The sequence below is a fragment of the Priestia sp. GS2 genome (assembly GCF_036409025.1).
In the GTDB taxonomy this organism is placed as follows: domain Bacteria; phylum Bacillota; class Bacilli; order Bacillales; family Bacillaceae_H; genus Priestia; species Priestia aryabhattai_A.
In genome coordinates this window covers 91,197-106,933 of sequence record NZ_JAZGJX010000002.1, presented here as the reverse complement: position 1 = coordinate 106,933, position 15,737 = coordinate 91,197, and the positions used below count along the sequence as shown (strand labels likewise).

At 37.7% G+C, this 15,737-nt stretch carries 15 protein-coding genes; 8 read left to right on the top strand and 7 right to left on the bottom strand.

Annotation, left to right across the window (positions count from 1 at the left end; genetic code table 11):
• The first annotated feature begins 9 nt into the window (after positions 1-9).
• Together V2145_RS19860 and V2145_RS19855 are read left to right on the top strand one after the other, a co-directional pair.
• Complete coding sequence (locus V2145_RS19860; protein ID WP_094911371.1) at positions 10-1,284, top strand: GntP family permease; 1,275 nt, start codon at positions 10-12, stop codon at positions 1,282-1,284.
• Positions 1,285-1,309: 25 nt separating this feature from the next.
• Complete coding sequence (locus V2145_RS19855) at positions 1,310-2,449, top strand: glycerate kinase (RefSeq protein WP_311859615.1); 1,140 nt, start codon at positions 1,310-1,312, stop codon at positions 2,447-2,449.
• 7 nt (positions 2,450-2,456) lie between these two features.
• Here V2145_RS19855 and V2145_RS19850 read toward each other — a convergent pair whose 3' ends face one another.
• From V2145_RS19850 to V2145_RS19820, 7 genes are all read right to left on the bottom strand, one after another.
• Complete coding sequence (locus V2145_RS19850) at positions 2,457-3,761, bottom strand: hypothetical protein (protein WP_094911373.1); 1,305 nt, start codon at positions 3,759-3,761, stop codon at positions 2,457-2,459.
• On the bottom strand, positions 3,758-4,456 hold the full coding sequence (locus V2145_RS19845; RefSeq protein WP_094911374.1) for a response regulator transcription factor: 699 nt from the start codon (positions 4,454-4,456) through the stop codon (positions 3,758-3,760). The genes V2145_RS19850 and V2145_RS19845 overlap by 4 nt, the downstream gene beginning before the upstream one ends.
• A gap of 13 nt (positions 4,457-4,469) precedes the next feature.
• The gene (locus V2145_RS19840) at positions 4,470-5,228 is read right to left on the bottom strand and encodes a sensor histidine kinase (RefSeq protein WP_094911375.1); all 759 of its coding nucleotides are present in this window, start codon (positions 5,226-5,228) and stop codon (positions 4,470-4,472) included.
• A gap of 64 nt (positions 5,229-5,292) precedes the next feature.
• On the bottom strand, positions 5,293-6,276 hold the full coding sequence (locus V2145_RS19835; RefSeq protein ID WP_094911376.1) for an ABC transporter ATP-binding protein: 984 nt from the start codon (positions 6,274-6,276) through the stop codon (positions 5,293-5,295).
• On the bottom strand, positions 6,273-7,277 hold the full coding sequence (locus tag V2145_RS19830) for an ABC transporter ATP-binding protein (protein ID WP_210611211.1): 1,005 nt from the start codon (positions 7,275-7,277) through the stop codon (positions 6,273-6,275). Before V2145_RS19830 ends, V2145_RS19835 begins: the two co-directional genes overlap by 4 nt.
• Positions 7,278-7,288: 11 nt before the next feature.
• Positions 7,289-8,209, bottom strand: a complete 921-nt coding sequence (gene nikB, locus V2145_RS19825; RefSeq protein WP_094911378.1) for a nickel ABC transporter permease — start codon at positions 8,207-8,209, stop codon at positions 7,289-7,291.
• A 12-nt stretch (positions 8,210-8,221) separates the two neighbouring features.
• Positions 8,222-9,127, bottom strand: a complete 906-nt coding sequence (locus V2145_RS19820; protein ID WP_247600598.1) for an ABC transporter permease — start codon at positions 9,125-9,127, stop codon at positions 8,222-8,224.
• Positions 9,128-9,337: 210 nt separating this feature from the next.
• Here V2145_RS19820 and V2145_RS19815 point away from each other — a divergent pair, with 210 nt between their 5' ends.
• From V2145_RS19815 to csaA, 6 genes are all read left to right on the top strand, one after another.
• Positions 9,338-10,894 (top strand): glutathione ABC transporter substrate-binding protein, encoded by a 1,557-nt coding sequence (locus V2145_RS19815; RefSeq protein ID WP_432651976.1) that lies wholly within the window; start codon positions 9,338-9,340, stop codon positions 10,892-10,894.
• Between the two features lie 45 nt (positions 10,895-10,939).
• The gene (locus tag V2145_RS19810) at positions 10,940-12,184 is read left to right on the top strand and encodes an amidohydrolase family protein (protein WP_330988168.1); all 1,245 of its coding nucleotides are present in this window, start codon (positions 10,940-10,942) and stop codon (positions 12,182-12,184) included.
• A gap of 15 nt (positions 12,185-12,199) precedes the next feature.
• Entirely contained in the window at positions 12,200-13,432 is a 1,233-nt protein-coding gene (locus V2145_RS19805) for an amidohydrolase (RefSeq protein ID WP_210611209.1), read from the top strand.
• 230 nt (positions 13,433-13,662) lie between these two features.
• The gene (locus V2145_RS19800; RefSeq protein ID WP_222582546.1) at positions 13,663-14,364 is read left to right on the top strand and encodes an AraC family transcriptional regulator; all 702 of its coding nucleotides are present in this window, start codon (positions 13,663-13,665) and stop codon (positions 14,362-14,364) included.
• Positions 14,365-14,457: 93 nt separating this feature from the next.
• The gene (locus tag V2145_RS19795) at positions 14,458-15,348 is read left to right on the top strand and encodes an EamA family transporter (RefSeq protein ID WP_222582547.1); all 891 of its coding nucleotides are present in this window, start codon (positions 14,458-14,460) and stop codon (positions 15,346-15,348) included.
• 21 nt (positions 15,349-15,369) lie between these two features.
• Positions 15,370-15,702 (top strand): chaperone CsaA, encoded by a 333-nt coding sequence (csaA, locus tag V2145_RS19790; RefSeq protein WP_222582548.1) that lies wholly within the window; start codon positions 15,370-15,372, stop codon positions 15,700-15,702.
• Positions 15,703-15,737: the final 35 nt, after the last annotated feature.

The window sequence follows — 15,737 nt, the reverse complement described above, 5'->3', positions numbered from 1 at the left end:
GAACGGGAAATGGATGCTACTATTGAAGTAAGCGCGTTAGGCGCAGTGGTTGCGCTTGTTGTTGCAATTGTATTGATCTTAAAGAAAGTATCTCCTGCCTATGGAATGATTGCCGGTGCTTTAATTGGTGGTCTAGTAGGAGGAGTGGATATAACGAATACCGTGGCGCTCATGATGGAAGGAGCGCAAGGAATTATTCCAGCAGTACTGAGAATATTAGCTGCAGGTATATTAGCAGGTGTGCTCATCGAATCAGGAGCAGCTGCTGTTATTGCAGAAACAATTGTAAAAAAACTAGGGGAAGCGAGAGCTTTGCTTGCGCTGGCGCTTGCAACAATGATTTTAACTACGGTTGGTGTATTTGTTGACGTAGCGGTTATTACGGTGGCACCAATTGCACTTGCAATTGCTCAAAAAGCCAAGCTGTCAAAACCAGCGATTTTATTAGCAATGATTGGAGGCGGGAAAGCTGGGAACATTATGTCGCCAAATCCCAATGCTATCGCAGCTTCAGATGCTTTTAATGTGCCGCTCACATCCATTATGGCAGCGGGCATTATCCCAGCAGCTTTTGGAATTTTTGTGACATATATCATTGCCAAAAAGCTTGTGAAAAAAGGGTCTCCTGTACAGCTTACCGAAATAGAAGTAAACAATGCAGATAAGCTACCAGCATTTTTACCAGCTATTATAGCGCCGCTTGTGACGATTGTTTTACTATCACTGCGACCGCTGTTTGACATTAGTATTGATCCAATGATTGCGTTGCCGGCTGGAGGAATTGTCGGTGCGCTTGTGATGGGAAGAGGCAAAAAGCTAAATGACTATGCTGTTTCAGGGTTAGGGAAAATGACGGGTGTGGCCATTATGCTTCTAGGAACGGGTACGCTTGCTGGAATCATCGCTAACTCAGGTTTGAAAGATGTATTGATTGAAGGATTAAGTGCGCTTGGTTTACCAGGCTACGTGCTGGCGCCAGCATCAGGAATTTTCATGTCTGCTGCAACGGCTTCAACAACTGCAGGCACAGCTGTGGCCAGCCAGGTGTTTAGCTCCACAATTTTAGAGATGGGCGTTTCAGCGCTTGCCGGAGCAGCTATGGTACACGCAGGTGCGACGGTTTTAGATCACTTACCGCACGGTAGCTTTTTCCACGCGACGGGGGGAAGCGTTCATATGGAAATTAAAGAACGCCTTAAGCTTATTCCATACGAATCAGCAGTTGGTTTAACGCTAGCCATTTTATCAACGCTCATTTACGGTGTGTTCAAGCTATTTAGCTAATATTAAAGTGTAGGGAGAGAGTGTAATGAAGATTGTCATTGCTCCGGATTCATTTAAAGAAAGCTTATCAGCTTTAGAAGTGGCTGAAGCAGTTGAAAAAGGTTTTAAACAAGTATTGCCACAAGCAAATTATGTGAAAATACCGATGGCTGATGGAGGAGAAGGAACGGTTCAGTCACTGGTTGACGCAACGGATGGAGAAATTATTTTAAAAAAGGTTACGGGTCCTTTAGGCGAACCGGTTGAAGCTTTCTTTGGCATTTTGGGAACGAAGAAGACGGCCGTCATTGAAATGGCAGCCGCATCAGGACTGCATCTCGTACCCCCAGCTAATCGAAATCCGCTTATGACAACAACAAAAGGTACAGGTGAGCTCATTTCAGCAGCGCTAGATTACGGCGTAAACCATATTATTATCGGGATTGGTGGAAGTGCCACAAACGATGGAGGCGCTGGAATGGCCAAAGCGCTTGGTGCACAGTTACTAGATGCAGAAGGAAACGAAATTCTAGATGGTGGAGGAGCACTCGGAAACTTAGCTTTTATTAATCTAGCAACGTTAGATTCGCGTCTTCAGCACGTCAAAATTGAAGTAGCGTGTGATGTTGATAATCCTCTTACCGGAGAGCGAGGAGCATCTGCCATCTTCGGTCCACAAAAAGGAGCAACACCAGAGATGGTTGCGCTGTTAGATCAAAATTTAAGACATTACGCAGCCGTTCTTGAACGAGATCTTGGTCAAAAGATTGATGACGTACCAGGAGCTGGTGCAGCAGGGGGATTAGGCGCAGGGCTGCTTGCTTTCTTACAAGCGGAATTAAAAAGGGGCGTCGACATCGTCATTGAGGCAACAAGTTTACTAGAAGCCGTGCGTGATGCTGATGTAGTCATCACGGGAGAAGGAAAAATTGATGGGCAAACCATTTACGGCAAAACTCCCATTGGCGTTGCCAAAGCGGCCAAAAAATATGGCGTTCCTGTCATTGGAATTGCTGGCAACGTTGGAGCTGACAGCCAGGTTGTTTATGAACATGGTATCGATGCATTATTTAGCATTGTGCCAGGAGTAACAACGCTGGAAAATGCTTTTGCGAATGCCAGCGAGTATGTGGAAAGAGCCGCAAAGAACGTGGCAGCTGTTTTTATAATTAATAAAAAAACCTGAATTTTAATCATTCAGGTTTTTTGCCTATTTGATTTATTGCCAAATAGCATACTATAAAAAAACTAGAAAGGCCAAAGCTAATCCAAATAGCCGTCAAATTAGAAACACCGTAAATAGGAATATTGCTAAATAATCCACCAGCTAGTGAACAATAGGGAAGGTATTTAGGAACTGTTTTTTTATAAAAGATAACCACCAGCATTGTCGGAATTGCAGCAGCATATATTTTACCGAAAAAGAAGATAATTGATACTAGAGTAGGAGATAACGCAATTGAAGTGAAAAATAAAGCTAGACAAAGTGCTCCTGCTGCTAAGTAAGTTTTCTTTAGCTGTTGTTTACTGTCCCAGTTAAAATAAACAGCAAGTATGTTTCGGACAATCATAATAGATGTGGCATGCAATTCTGCACCAGTAGTAGAAGCAATAATGCTAAAGCAGCACCCGATAAATAATATAATAAGAAAGGCAGAGTCCACTTTCTCAACTAATTGGTTAAGAATAGAGTTGACACCTTCAAAACCTTGATTATGTATGGTAATAAGAGTAATTGATGTGAATGCTAATGGAATAGCAGACCAAATGATTCCTGTCATAAAGAAGGAAGACCTAATCTTGGAAGGTTCAATAACGTAAATTCTTTGCCAAGTTGATCGGTCTATTAGTAATTGTCCAATTGATACAATGAGTCCAGTTAGTACAAATAACAAGATATAAGTATCTTTAAAATATAATAAGTATGGATGATAAAGAGTCAGGCCATCATAAACTGGGTAAATACCTTCTTTAATAAAGAAATAAACAGGTATTAAAATAATAGCAGCGAAAACAATCGAAATGTGAATCGCCTTGAATTTATGTATTCGCTTCATACCACCTAATCCAAATAATACATAACAATATAGTAAAAATATAAGCAAACCTATATATGATGGGATCTTTAGCAGTAAATGTACTATGATTCCAATACTCAAAACTTGAATAAGAAGATAATCAAAGCTGGTAATAACTAAAACTAGCATCGCAAACCAGTATGACCTTCTATCTAATCTTTCATAAAGAATATCCCCAATGGTCAATGCGTTTGGGAAGCGCTTTTGTATAGAAGGAGCAATGAGTCCGAATAGAAATAAAGCGATTGCTCCCATAACAGCATAACCTATCCCTCCTAGTAATCCATATTTCACAAGCGTTTCGGGTGCTGATAAAATCGTATTGCTGTTAATCCATCTAGATAGCAAGGATACGACTCCATAAGCAAGTCCGAATTTAACAATACCTTGTATATAAACGGAATAACTTGAAGTATTCATTGCATTTTAACCTTCAACTTTGCTCTATATTCTGTTGGAGTACAGCCAAGCTGCTTTTTAAATAACGAACTGAAGTAATGTTGACTGCTAAACCCACATTCTTCTGCTATACATAAAATAGATTTTTCATCGTCTTGTATAAGCAATATTTCTGCTTGTTTGATTCTGAAGTTATTTAAGTATTCGGAAAAACCAATATTCATTTCATCATGGAATTTCCGACTAAGATATGTACTATTGACATGAATTTGTTGAGCAACACTAGACAGAGAAAGTTTTGTAGCATATTGATTATGAATAATGGCTAATGTTTGATGAATAATATGTGATTGAATAGTTGAATACCTGTAAGGGTTTAATACTTTAATAAGTTCTTCCTCTATGATTGGTTTTGTAATATAATCTTTTGCACCTAATCTCAGCGAATCCTTTGCATAATCAAAAGATTGAAAAGCGGTTACCATAATAATATCGAGCTTATACTGTGTCTTAATTTCTCTACCAAGTTCAATGCCAGATTTTCCAGGCAGTTGAATATCTAGCAAGACGAGATTAACAGGGTAGTACTTTAAAATTTTCATAGCTTGAGAAGCATCTGCGGCTTTATGAATATTCCAGTATGAAAAATTTTCATTGATGATATATTCTAATTGCTCTAGTTCAAGTGGCTCGTCATCAACTAATAATATGTGCATTGAAACTCCTCCCTCATAGTGTAAAATGGTGTCTATCTTTTACTTTCGGCCATAGGACTTGAACACTAACACCTTGATTTTCAGCATATAAATGTATAAAGACGGTATCAAGAGGAAATAACATTTGTAATCTTTTCTCAATGTTTTCTAAGCCTAACCCTTCTTTTGACTCAGAATTTGTGCTTGAAGTAGCTACACTATTCCATACTTTTAAAAAAACTTGGTCTCTTTCTTCTTTCAGTGTAATAATTAGCTTTCCTGGGCCAGGATTCTTTTCAATACCATGTTTAAAAGCGTTTTCAACAAGTGTTTGTAATAAGAAAGGCGGAATTTGAAAAGGTAAACAATTCTCTTCAATATTCCAAACATATTCTACTCGATTTCTAAAACGTAAGTGTTGAATTGATAAATAGTACTGAGTATATGTAATTTCTTGTTCTAGTGAAATTAGAGGATCAACAGTTGTGTATTTAAGCTTGAAATATTTAGAGAGTATTTCAATAGAAGTAATAAGTTCCTCTTTCTTGTTTAAACGCGCAAGACTAAGAATCACATTGAGCGTATTAAAAAAGAAATGGGGTTGAATCTGCTGGTTCAATTGGTTATACTTTGCAAGCTGAAGCTCTTGCTTTAATAGTAGCTCTTTCTTTTCTTTCTGTAATTGATCTAGCCTTTTTTCAAAAATAAATAAAAATAGTAAACTAAAAGCCCCGATAATAGGGGCTAGTACTGATAGCATAATATAGAAAGAAAATGATTCTAATGTAAACATGTATAGGCTCCTGTAAGAAGAGATATCTTTATTTTAATAGAAAATGATTATTATGAAAATAGGTTTATACATAATGACATTTTGTTAAATGATTCTCTCCACCAATCATAGGAGGGGCAACTAATTTACATTGATCCGTTGCAGCTGGACACCTAGTATGAAATTTACATCCTTCAGGAGGATGTAATGGTGAAGGGATATCTCCTTTTAATAAAATTCGTTGTGCCCGTTTTTGAGCATTAGCACTTGGTATAGCGGAAAGTAACGCTTTAGTATAGGGGTGAGACGGGTTATCAAACAGCTCAGCTTTTGTAGCTATCTCAACAATCTCTCCTAAATACATAACAATCACGCGATCGGATATGTGTTTAACTACGCTTAAATCATGAGAAATAAATAAATAAGTAAGTTTGAGCTCTTTTTGTAAACTTTTTAATAAATTTAGAATTTGAGCTTGAATAGAAACATCTAAAGCTGAAACGGCTTCGTCACAAATAATTACTTTAGGATTTACAGCTAATGCGCGCGCAATGCCAATCCTCTGTCTTTGACCACCGCTAAACTCATGTGGCAGACGATCTAGAGAGGTTAATGGAAGCCCAACGTAATCTAATAGTTCTTTTAGTCTTTTTTCGTGTTGTTCGAATGGTACAACTTTTTGAATTATCATAGCTTCTGTCAAAATTTTTCTTACTGTTTGCCTAGGGTTTAAAGATGCAAAGGGATCTTGGAAAATAATTTGAAGTTCCCCGCGAATTTTTCGAAGTTCTTTCTTTGATAATGTGCTTAGATCAAGCCCTTTATAGTTAATGCTTCCAGCTGTCGGTTTATCAAGTTGAAGGATAGCTCTCCCGGTTGTAGATTTTCCACATCCTGACTCTCCTACAATACTCAATGTTTCCCCTTCAAATAATGAAAAACTAATATCATCAACAGCTTTAATTTGTTGAGGAGGCTTAAATGGCAATCCGTTTTTTAGTGTAAAATACTGTTTTAACCCGGTTACTTCTAATATTGCTTGCTTTTTGATAGGAGATGATACATTCATTTGATATCTACCTCACTTTTCTTTACACTATCTTGAAATAAGAAACATCTAATTTGGCTATTATCTTCTAAAGTGTATAGCGGAGGTTTCTGGTTTTGACACTCTTGTGTTGCGAAATAGCAGCGAGGTGCAAAGCTGCAACCTTTTGGCAAGTTATAAGGTGAAGGAACAGTTCCAGGCATTGTTTCAAGCTCTACTTGTTCTTCTTCAAGTTTAGGCAAAGAGGCAATAAGTCCTTTAGTATAAGGATGTTTTGGATTGGAAAATAACTGCTCCGTATTACTATACTCAACGACTTTTCCTGCATACATCACAGCTACCTTGTCACACAGCTCTGCTACTACACCAAGGTCATGCGTAATAAAGATAATTCCCATCTTTAAATCTTTTTGGAGTTTTTTCATCAATTCTAAGATTTGAGCCTGAATAGTTACATCTAAAGCTGTAGTTGGCTCGTCCGCAATTAGAATTTCAGGGCTGCATGACAAAGCCATTGCAATCATTACACGTTGACGCATCCCACCGCTTAATTGAAAAGGCTCTTGTTTTGCCCGTTCAATAGGTGAGGGAATTCCTACTAGTTCAAGCATTTCAATTGCTTTTTTCCAGGCTTCTTTTCTTCCAAGCCGTTGATGTAGACGTAATGACTCAGCTATTTGTTCTCCGACAGGAATTACCGGGTTAAGAGAAGTCATAGGTTCTTGAAAGATCATTGAGATTTGATTGCCACGAACATGGCGAAGTTCTTCTTCAGACATTGTTAAAATATCTTTCCCTTTAAGCTTAATAGAACCTTCAACAATTTTTCCCGGTGGTGTAGGTACGAGGCGTAAAATGGAAAGGGAGGTCATGCTTTTTCCACACCCTGATTCCCCAACTATACCTAATGTTTCTCCTTCATGTAGAGTAAGGTCTATCCCATCGACGGCTTTTGTAATACCTTTTTTGGAAAAGAAATGTGTATGCAGGTTTTTAATTTCTAAGATAACGTTCTGTGTCATTTAGCTCACTCCTATTTCAAATCGATTCGCTTATTAAAGAAGCGATACGAGATATCGACTAACAGGTTTACAAATACGAATACTAAAGAAGCTACAAGAACGCCACCTTGTACTACAGGTAGGTCTCGGGTTCTTATTGCATCTACGATCATTCGACCAAGCCCATTAATAGCAAATACCGACTCAACTAAAACTGTCCCTCCCAACAAAGCTCCAAATTGTAGTCCGACTACGGTGATTACGGGAATGAGAGCATTACGTAAAGCATGCTTATAAATAATAACGGACCCTCTTAACCCTTTAGCGCGAGCGGTTCTTATATAATCTTGGCGTATGACTTCTAACATGCTAGACCTGGTCATTCTAGCTACAATTGCTGCTCCACCTAATCCCAGTGTTAAAGCTGGTAGTAGGATATGCAAAATGCTATCCCACCCTGAAACTGGTAGCAATTGAAGTTTAATGGAGAATACATAAATTAATAGCAAACCTAACCAAAAGCTAGGTAAAGAAATTCCTAATAAAGCAATTACCATAACTCCAATATCAGTTAAAGAATAAGGCTTGATAGCTGAGATAATACCTGCAGTCATTCCTAAAACAATTGTAATTACAATGCTATAGAAAGCTAATTCAATTGTAATTGGAAGCCTTGTCATAATCTCTTGAAGAACAGGTTGATTATTCTTTAAGGAATTGCCCATATCTCCTTGAAGCAAGCTGAGAATATAGTCGCTGTATTGTACATAAAGTGGTTTATCTAATCCAAGGTCGGTTCTCAGCTGCGCTACTGTTTCTTTGGAAGCTCCTTCTCCTGCTAAAATAACGGCTGGGTCACCAGGGACCATTTGCATAATTAAAAATACGACTAAGGTTACACCAAAGATAACAGGTATAACTTCTATGAGTCTCCGGAAAATATAGAAAATCATGTAACGTCCTCCTTAAGATTTTAATCTAGGGTCTAACGCATCTCTTAAGCCATCACCAAACAGATTAAAGCCAAGAACTAATGTTGATATAGCTAGCCCTGGAAATATAGCAATATAGGGAGCGCTAAAAAGAAAATCCCTGCCGCTAGAAAGCATTGTGCCCCATTCTGGTGAGGGGGGCTGAGCTCCTAAGCCTAAAAAAGATAAGCCAGCTGCAGATAAAATAGCTGTTGCTAAGCGCAAGCTTCCTTGGATAATAATTGGTGATAATATATTTGGCAAGATATGCTTGAAAATAATTGTACGGTCGCTAGCACCTAAGCATCGAATAGCATCAATATACTCAAGTTCTTTTGTTTCTAAAGTAGATCCTCTGACAATCCTTGCAAATAAGGGGATAGAAAAAATTCCAACAGCAAACGTTACATTAATAAGGCTTGGACCCAGGGCGCTAATAATAGCTAAAGCTAGTAGAATGCCTGGGAAAGCAAGCATGATGTCAAGTATTCTACTAATTAAAGTATCAAGCCAACCGCCAAAGTATCCTGCTAATAAACCCATGATAATACCAAAGAATGCGCCAAAAGCTACCGCTGCAAAACCAACCCCCATTGAGAGTCGAGAGCCGTAAAGAATACGAGCTAAAATATCTCTCCCTTTATCATCAGTTCCCATCCAATGTTCTAGGCTAGGGCTTTGCAATTTTTTACTTAAATCGATTTGATAAGGATCATGTATAGATAAGATGGGAGCTAGTAGTGCCATTAAAAGATAAAATAAAATAATAATTCCACCTATAACAGCTCCTTTGTTTTTAGAAAAATCTCCCCAAAATTCAAGGGATTTTGACCAAAAAAGCTTAGACTTAGTGGGTTTGATTATAGAAACGTTTTCTTGCATCTTTAGCGGTGAGCTCATTTTATTTCCTCCTTTTAAAACAAATTCAATTGATTAGTTCAAAGATAGAGGAAGTAAATAAGGAAAAAAAGACAATTTGTTAAAAAAGTCAAAATAATTAAAAAATAGGTAAAGATATTATAAAAAATTCTCTTAGTTCTTTTTTATAATGCAAATAGACAGTTGAAATTATAATTTCGAAAAGGTGGGAGATAAGGAGTGAAAAAAAGCATAAGGAAACAAATGTTTATTGTTTTAAGCTTTATATTTGCAGTGTTATTATTACAAGCTTGTTCTACTGGAACTACTGAAAGTCAACCATCGACTCAAACCACTGAAGGAAGAGAAGGGGGTACATTAAAAGTAGTAAGAGCTACCGATGCTACAAATCTTGACCCTCATTTCATTACGGATATCTCTTCTGCTAATATTATTTATCAAAAAGTTTACGAAACGCTTGTGGGATTTGATAAAGATATGAAAATAATTCCAGGATTAGCTGAGAGTTGGAAGCAGGTTGACAATGTAACCTGGGAATTTAATTTAAAGAAAAATGTTACATTTCATGATGGAACTACCTTTAACGCAGAAGCTGTAAAAAAGACATTTGACAGATTGCTAGATCCTGATACAAAGTCTCCCCAACGAGAAAAGTTAGGTATGATTAAGGAAATTAAAGTTATAGATGATTACAAAGTCCAATTCGTTTTAGATGCCCCCTATGCACCTTTATTGTCAATATTAGCTAGCAATGAAGGAAGTATCATAAGTCCAAAGGTGATTGATGAAAACCCGAAAAGCTTAACAACTACACCAATAGGAACAGGTCCATTTAAGTTTGAGTCTTGGAAATCTGGACAATCAATTAAACTTGTAAAAAATGATAGCTATTCTGGAGAAAAACCAATTATTGATGGTATCGAGTTTTTAGTTGTCCCTGAAGATTCTACACGTCTTGCTATGGTCGAAACTGGTGAAGCTCATATTAATGACCAAGTGCCTGTTACAGAAATTGAACGTATAGAAAGTTCGGATGCGTTAAACCTCTATCGTACAGACGGATTAGCAGTAGAATACATTGGCTTTAACACGGCTAAAGAGCCTTTTGATAATGCAAAAGTAAGAAAAGCTCTCTCAATGGCAATAAAGAGAGAAGCCATCATTGACGGTGTTTACAACGGGGTTGGAACGTTAGCTAACTCATCGATGAGTCCTAAAGTGTTTGGCTATAGTCAAGCTACGAAGCCATATAGCTATAATCCAGCTAAAGCTAAAAAACTGCTCGAAGAAGAAGATTTGGATAATAAGCTGGAACTTACCTTAATTACAAATGATAAGAAAGAACGTGTGAATTTAGCTGAAGTCGTTCAATCACAGCTAAAGGGAATAGGAGTAAAAGTTAATATTCAAGTTATGGAATATGGAACATATATCAACGCTATTAACAAAGGAGACCATGATCTTTTTGTAGGTGGATGGGGAAATGCTACGGGTGATGGTGACTACAATCAATACAATCTATTTCATTCTAATTCTCATGGATCTCCGGGTAATCACTTCTACTATGATAATAAAAAAGTAGATGAACTAATTGTTAAAGCACGTAAAGAACCTAACTCAGAAACAAGAAAACAGCTATATGAAGAAGTTGCTTCTATTGAAATTAAAGATGCTGTTTATGTTCCAATTCGAAACTATGAACATTTAGCAGTCTACAGTAACCAAGTAAAAGACTTTTGGTTGAGCCCAGTAAACTATTTAATGGTTAATCAAGCAATAATTGAATAAGTGTAGTAATATTTTTAAATTTAAAATATGGATGGGGGAATTTTAATGAGAAATTTTTGGCTGAGAAATGTAAGAGTTGAAAGCGGCTTTAAAAAAGATAGAGGGACAGTAGTAGGGACAAAAACTAAGCTTGTACATGTAAAGGTTGAAGGAGATTCGATTGTTCATATTACAGAAGATGACACAGAACTTAACTCAACTTCCTATACAGTCACCGATATGAAAGGTAAATTGTTAATGCCTTCGTTCCGTGAAATGCACATCCATATTGATAAGACTTATTATGGCGGCCCTTGGAAAGCTTGTACACCAATTACAAAAGGAATTTTTACAAGAATTGAAGAAGAAAAGCAATTACTTCCACAGCAGCTGCCGTTCGCGCAAGAAAGGGCAGAAAAAATGATTGAATTATTGCTGAGCAATGGTCACACGCATATACGTACACATTGCAACATTGAACCCACTTCAAAATTAAAACATTTAGAGGTTACAATTAAAGCTTTAGAAAAGTATAAAGATTATTTAACATACGATATTGTTGCCTTTCCACAGCACGGGCTGTTAAAAAGTAATTCAGTGGAATTAGTAAAGGAAGCAATGAGAAATGGAGCTACGATTGTTGGTGGGGTTGATCCTGCCACTGTGGATAGAGACCTCGATAAATCATTGTGGACGACAATGGATATAGCTGTAGAAAATAATGCTGGAATTGACATTCACCTTCATGATCCAAATACATTAGGAGCCTTTACATTTGAGAAGCTTGCTAAGCTTACAGAAGAAGCAAATATGCAAGGAAAAGTAACAATGAGTCATGCAATTGGTCTTGGGGATTTAGAGGGAGACAGTTTAACAGAGATTATGACATTGTTAAGAAAGAATGAGATTGATATAACAACAACAGTTCCAATTAATCGTCCTACAATTCCTATTCCAACATTAGATAAATTCGGTATAAAAGTATCGGTAGGTCATGATAGTTTAACCGATCATTGGTCACCTTTTGGAACAGGGGATACTTTAGAAAAACTTAATATTTTAGCAGAGAGATTTAGGTTAATTGACGAATATTCTATTAATCGAGTATGGAAGTATGCATCTGGAGGAATCACTCCCTTAGACGATGAAGGAAACCAAGTTTGGCCTAAAGTAGGAGATAAAGCAGACTTTTTATTCACAGAAGCAAGCTGTTCAGCAGAAGCAATTGCTCGTCGTACAAAAATTCATTCTGTTTATAAAAGTGGTAGAGAAATAAATACTCACCAATTTGAAGTTGCAACAACTAAATAAGAGAGGAATGATAGTATGAAGTGGATAAAAAATGTGAAATTAGAAATCGGTAATATAATTGATGGTGAACGTATTGAGACAAAAACAGGTTTTTATCATATAGGGATAAAAGATGGAAAGATTGCAGAACACCTTCATCATACTATGCCTATCCCTGAAACTGCTGAAGAAGTATACGATGCTAAAGAATATCTAGCTATTCCAACGTTTAAGGAAATGCATAATCACTTAGATAAGACATATCTTTCGTTAGAATGGAAAGCATCTAAACCTGTTAAAAATCTAAAGGAAAGACTTCAATATGAAGCAGAAGAATTAAAGGATCTTGCACCTACTACTAAACAAAGAGCAACAGCAATGATTGAAGAAATTTTGTCACATGGGGCCACACATATTCGAACTCACGTCAATATTGATCCTTATATAGGCCTTAAAAATTTAGAAGGAGTAGTCGCTGCGCTAGAGGAATACAAAGGTGCTGTTACTGCAGATATTGTTGCTTTTCCGCAACATGGATTATTTAATGGTTCTGTACCAGCATTAATGAGAGAAGCAATGAGAAGTGGCGCCACAGTCGTAGGTGGATTGGATCCATCTGGCATTGACCAAAATATTGAAAAATCATTATATGAAACCATGGCTATCGCAGCGGAATTTGATGCTGAAGTGGATATTCATCTTCATGATGGAGGTGATGTGGGAGTTTATACAATTAACAAATGGTTAGATATTGTTGAAGAAACAAAATGGAAAAGGGCATCTGCTATCAGCCACGCATTTTGTATAGGAGAAATTCCTACATTACAACAACAAAATTTAGCAAATCGCTTAATGAAAAACAATGTGTCAATTATGTCTACTATTCCACTAACAAAATCCCTGCCGCCAATTGAATTATTAGACGAACATGGTGTATCAGTTCATTTTGGTTGTGATGGTTTTTATGACTCATGGAGTCCTTTAGGACATGGAGATTTGATTGAAAAAGTACAAAAGTATTGTCAAATTACCAAAAGAATTGATGAAGTATCGTTGAGAGATAGCTTAAAGTGGGTTACCGGAGGGATAACGCCTTTAGCCAAGGACGGAACGTATCAATGGCCTAAAAAGCAAGATGATGCTAGTTTTATTTTTGTAAACGCTACTTCTTCGGCTGAAGTAGTTGCTAGAAGAAAGCAACGTCTTGCAGTTATGAGTAGAGGTGAGTTTGTATTTGGAGAGTTGGAAAAAGCAGGTTTACATGTTTAATTACCAATGGACAATAGTTCTCTAATTCAAAACTTGCTAGGATAAAAGGATTTTAGTGAGAGCACATCCACATGTTCGTCCGTGTAGAACATATGGATGTGTTCTTTTTGATGGAGATTAAAACCCATAGGAGGATACTAAAGAGCAGTAATTTTGTTGGTAGTTAGTTCTTTTTTAAATATAAATTTAAGCTTATAATAGACTCAACTTAACGTAAAGGAGAGAGCCGTATGGATAAAGTAAACGAGTTAACGTGTGAAAAAAGATCATACTCGAAAGAATTCACGCTCCATCAGCATGATTTTGGACAGTTTCTTTTTCCACTTCAAGGCTCTCTTGATATGGAAATGGCGTTTCAAGAAGTAACGCTTAGCCCTAATCAATGCTTTTACCTACCTCCGGGAGTGAATCATAATTATCGCTCCAGAGATCGAAACGAATTTTTAATCTTAGATATTCCAACTCAGTATCTGCCAAGGGGTACAAGCAGCATGTATATGACGCTTGACAGTCAGTGGTCAGCTATTCGGTATTTATTGTTAGAAGAAGCGAAAAATTCTGTTGATCAGTCTGCTTTAGTTGATTTAACGAGATATGTAACTAAAAAGCTCCAAACGTCTAATCCCCCTTCAATTGACTATATTCATCAGCACTTTAAGGATCCAATCAAGCTAGAAACCCTCGCGGCAATCGAGCATTATCATCCCGTTTATTATTCGACATGGTTTAAAAAGCAAACGGGAAAGAGCGTAAAGGATTATTTATCGGAGCTTCGTTTGAATGAAGCAAAGCGCCTGCTGATATCAACGACACGGTCGATGTCCCAAATTAGCGAAGAGATCGGCTTTGCGAACTCTTCTTCCTTTACAAGATGGTTTGTCAGCCATGAAAGCATGTCGCCACAAAAATATCGAATTCTTAATAATAGATAAAAAGAAGATTAAACTTGGTAAAGAAAATGGATAGTGGATTCTTTATTATAAGAGTAATCGTTCTTTTTATCTTTTTTATTGAGGTGAGCCAATGTGAAAGCAGCTCCTTTTTTTATTTTACTAGCCGGTATTCTATGGGGTACAACTGGTACTACTCAGGCGCTAGCCCCGGACTCAGCACATCCAATTGCTATTGGCGCAACAAGGCTTGCGGTAGGCGGTGGGTTTCTATTACTTCTTCTTCTAATGAGAAAAGACTTACGTTTTAAAGGATGGCCACTAAAAGCTACTCTTGTCGCGGCTCTTAGTATGGCGTGCTATCAACCGCTATTCTTTTCAGCAGTTTCAATTACAGGCGTTGCGATTGGCACGGTCGTGGCCATCGGGAGTGCACCTGTTTTATCTGGGCTTATTGAATGGTTTTATTCAAACAAGCGGCCAAGCATCATCTGGTGGTGCTCTACGTTTTTATCTATCTTAGGCTGCGTGCTGTTATTTCTGAACAAAGAATCGGCAAGTCTAAATATAACGGGAATTTTCATGGCGCTTGGAGCAGGCCTATCCTTTGCTTGCTACACCCTTGCAAGCAGAGGGTTAGTGGAAAAGTATTCGTCACTATCAGCCGTTGCGGTTGTCTTTATTTTAAGCGCGCTTTTTTTATCACCGCTCCTATTTTTATTTGATATGTCATGGTTTGTAAGCTTGAGAGGTATTGGTGTAAGCCTTCAGCTTGGCGTTATGGCCACAGGGATTGCTTATTTTCTATTTGCCAAAGGGCTTGCACACGTTTCATCTTCAACCGCAGTTACTCTAGCATTAGCGGAGCCGCTAACTGCGACGATGCTTGGCGTTTTAGTTGTAGGAGAAAAGCTGACGATGGCGTCTTGGAGCGGAATTAGCTTGTTGTTAATAGGAATTGGGATCCTGATTTGGTCAACACGTGATGTAAGCAGAAAATCTGAAATGGTCACAATCGAAAAATAATAAAAAGGTGGTTCAAGCTAAATGGCAAACATTGAAGACTTTTTAAAATTAGATTTACGCGTTGGTACAATTCTTGACGCCAAACCGTTTCCAGAGGCCAAAAAGCCGGCGATTAAGCTTGAAGTTGATTTTGGAGAAGAGATTGGAGTGAAGCAGTCATCTGCGCAAATTACGCATCGCTATAAGCCAACTGAGCTTCTGAATCGTCAGGTCGTCGCGGTTGTAAACTTTCCGCCAATGCGAATTGCAGGATTTAAATCAGAAGTGCTCGTTTTAGGTGGCGTTCCAGGAGAAGGAGACGTGGTGCTGCTACAGCCGGATGAAAAGTTGCCAAATGGAACGAAGATTTCATGAATAAGAAAAGACAAGCTGAAGGTAGCTTGTCTTTT

Excerpts from the sequence above, each read along its gene's own strand:
- V2145_RS19860 (WP_094911371.1), top strand. The coding sequence starts at position 10 with ATGGATGCTACTATTGAAGTAAGCGCGTTAGGCGCAGTGGTTGCGCTT.
- V2145_RS19855 (WP_311859615.1), top strand. The coding sequence starts at position 1,310 with ATGAAGATTGTCATTGCTCCGGATTCATTTAAAGAAAGCTTATCAGCT.
- V2145_RS19850 (WP_094911373.1), bottom strand. The coding sequence starts at position 3,761 with ATGAATACTTCAAGTTATTCCGTTTATATACAAGGTATTGTTAAATTC.
- V2145_RS19845 (WP_094911374.1), bottom strand. The coding sequence starts at position 4,456 with ATGCACATATTATTAGTTGATGACGAGCCACTTGAACTAGAGCAATTA.
- V2145_RS19840 (WP_094911375.1), bottom strand. The coding sequence starts at position 5,228 with ATGTTTACATTAGAATCATTTTCTTTCTATATTATGCTATCAGTACTA.
- V2145_RS19835 (WP_094911376.1), bottom strand. The coding sequence starts at position 6,276 with ATGAATGTATCATCTCCTATCAAAAAGCAAGCAATATTAGAAGTAACC.
- V2145_RS19830 (WP_210611211.1), bottom strand. The coding sequence starts at position 7,277 with ATGACACAGAACGTTATCTTAGAAATTAAAAACCTGCATACACATTTC.
- nikB (WP_094911378.1), bottom strand. The coding sequence starts at position 8,209 with ATGATTTTCTATATTTTCCGGAGACTCATAGAAGTTATACCTGTTATC.
- V2145_RS19820 (WP_247600598.1), bottom strand. The coding sequence starts at position 9,127 with ATGAGCTCACCGCTAAAGATGCAAGAAAACGTTTCTATAATCAAACCC.
- V2145_RS19810 (WP_330988168.1), top strand. The coding sequence starts at position 10,940 with ATGAGAAATTTTTGGCTGAGAAATGTAAGAGTTGAAAGCGGCTTTAAA.
- V2145_RS19805 (WP_210611209.1), top strand. The coding sequence starts at position 12,200 with ATGAAGTGGATAAAAAATGTGAAATTAGAAATCGGTAATATAATTGAT.
- V2145_RS19800 (WP_222582546.1), top strand. The coding sequence starts at position 13,663 with ATGGATAAAGTAAACGAGTTAACGTGTGAAAAAAGATCATACTCGAAA.
- csaA (WP_222582548.1), top strand. The coding sequence starts at position 15,370 with ATGGCAAACATTGAAGACTTTTTAAAATTAGATTTACGCGTTGGTACA.